The organism is Microbacterium karelineae (genome assembly GCF_009745985.1).
Taxonomy (GTDB): domain Bacteria; phylum Actinomycetota; class Actinomycetes; order Actinomycetales; family Microbacteriaceae; genus Microbacterium; species Microbacterium karelineae.
Genome location: NZ_WFIX01000005.1, coordinates 1 through 1,300 on the forward strand (window position 1 = coordinate 1; position 1,300 = coordinate 1,300).

Here is a 1,300-nt window from a genome sequence, read left to right on the forward strand (position 1 = left end):
AAATCATTTTAACCGTTAACAACTCTCTATGAGACTTGCCCTCTCCTTCCACAATAACTTACTTTTGAAATTTCGGATCAACATTAGGATTATGCCTCATAATTCAAATCCTGACAGGGTTGCTTTTAACATTACATTACACCTCTTATGCAGAAGAAAGATTCTCATCCGTAGTAAAAATTATACGAGAAGTTTGAGGTGGATGAGTAATTCGATTCATTCATATAAATGGAGCCTCAGTTTTTTTCTTTTTTATTTTTTTACACTTATTCCGAGGGCTATATTACAAAAGATCTTCCCACAACAAAGTATGAATTAGGGGAGTAACAATCATAATTGCTCTAATAGCAATTTCATTCTTAGGGTACGTTTTACCATGAGGACAAATATCATATTGAGCTGTAGCTGTAATTACAAACCTAATATCCGTCATTCCCATCATCGGAGATGAAGTAGTTAAATGAATTTGAGGAGGTTTTTCAGTAAGAAACCCTACTTTAACACGATTTTACTCTTTCCACTTTTTACTACCCTTCATTTTGGCTTTTTTAACTTTAATCCATTTAGTTTTCTTGCATGCACAAGGTTCCAGCAACAGTTTAGGAGTAAATAGAAACATAGATAAAATCCAATTTCATCCTTATTTTTCAATCAAAGATGTTCTATTTATCATTATTGCGATCACTTTATCAATGGGAGTATCATTTTTTTTACCTTACATTTTAGGAGACGCTGTAAACAATGTTCCCGCAAACCCCATGCAAACCCCTATTCACATCCAACCAGAATGATACTTCTTAACCTCATACGCAATTTTACGAGCACTACCATCCAAAACTGCAGGTGTCCTGGCTTTACTTTTCTCTGTGTCCATTTTTTACGTAATTCCTTTATACAAAATAAAATTTTCAACTAAATTTTCATTCTACCGACAATTCATATTCTGAGTCATAGTATGTTCTTTTATTTTTTTAATAAAAATAGGAGCGCTTCCAGCTGAAGAGCCCTACGTCTTAATAAGAAAATGAGGAGCCATAACTTACTTCTCTTCTATTCTTTTACTTAATTTATAAGATTTTAAGTTAAAAACAACAAACTAAACGCCTTCAAAGCATTAAATTCAAATCTTGCAGCTTTAATTAAATTGTTTTGAAAACAATTAAAGGTCGATCCTAAAGCTTTCTAAAAAATAAAGAGAATTAAGCATAAATAAAAAACAGTTAAGAAAGGCACAAAAAATTTTCAAGACATTATCATCAATTTATCAAAACGGAACCGAGGCAAAACTGAGCGAATCCAA

General features: G+C 32.1%; 3 pseudogenes. All 3 read left to right on the forward strand.

Annotated features, from left to right (window positions below):
- Positions 1-80 precede the first annotated feature (80 nt).
- Positions 81-314: pseudogene (locus GB932_RS19715) on the forward strand (hypothetical protein); the annotation flags it as partial.
- A gap of 168 nt (positions 315-482) precedes the next feature.
- Positions 483-791: pseudogene (locus GB932_RS19720) on the forward strand (cytochrome b N-terminal domain-containing protein); the annotation flags it as partial.
- A gap of 12 nt (positions 792-803) precedes the next feature.
- A pseudogene (locus tag GB932_RS19725) lies at positions 804-947 on the forward strand (hypothetical protein); the annotation flags it as partial.
- Positions 948-1,300: the final 353 nt, after the last annotated feature.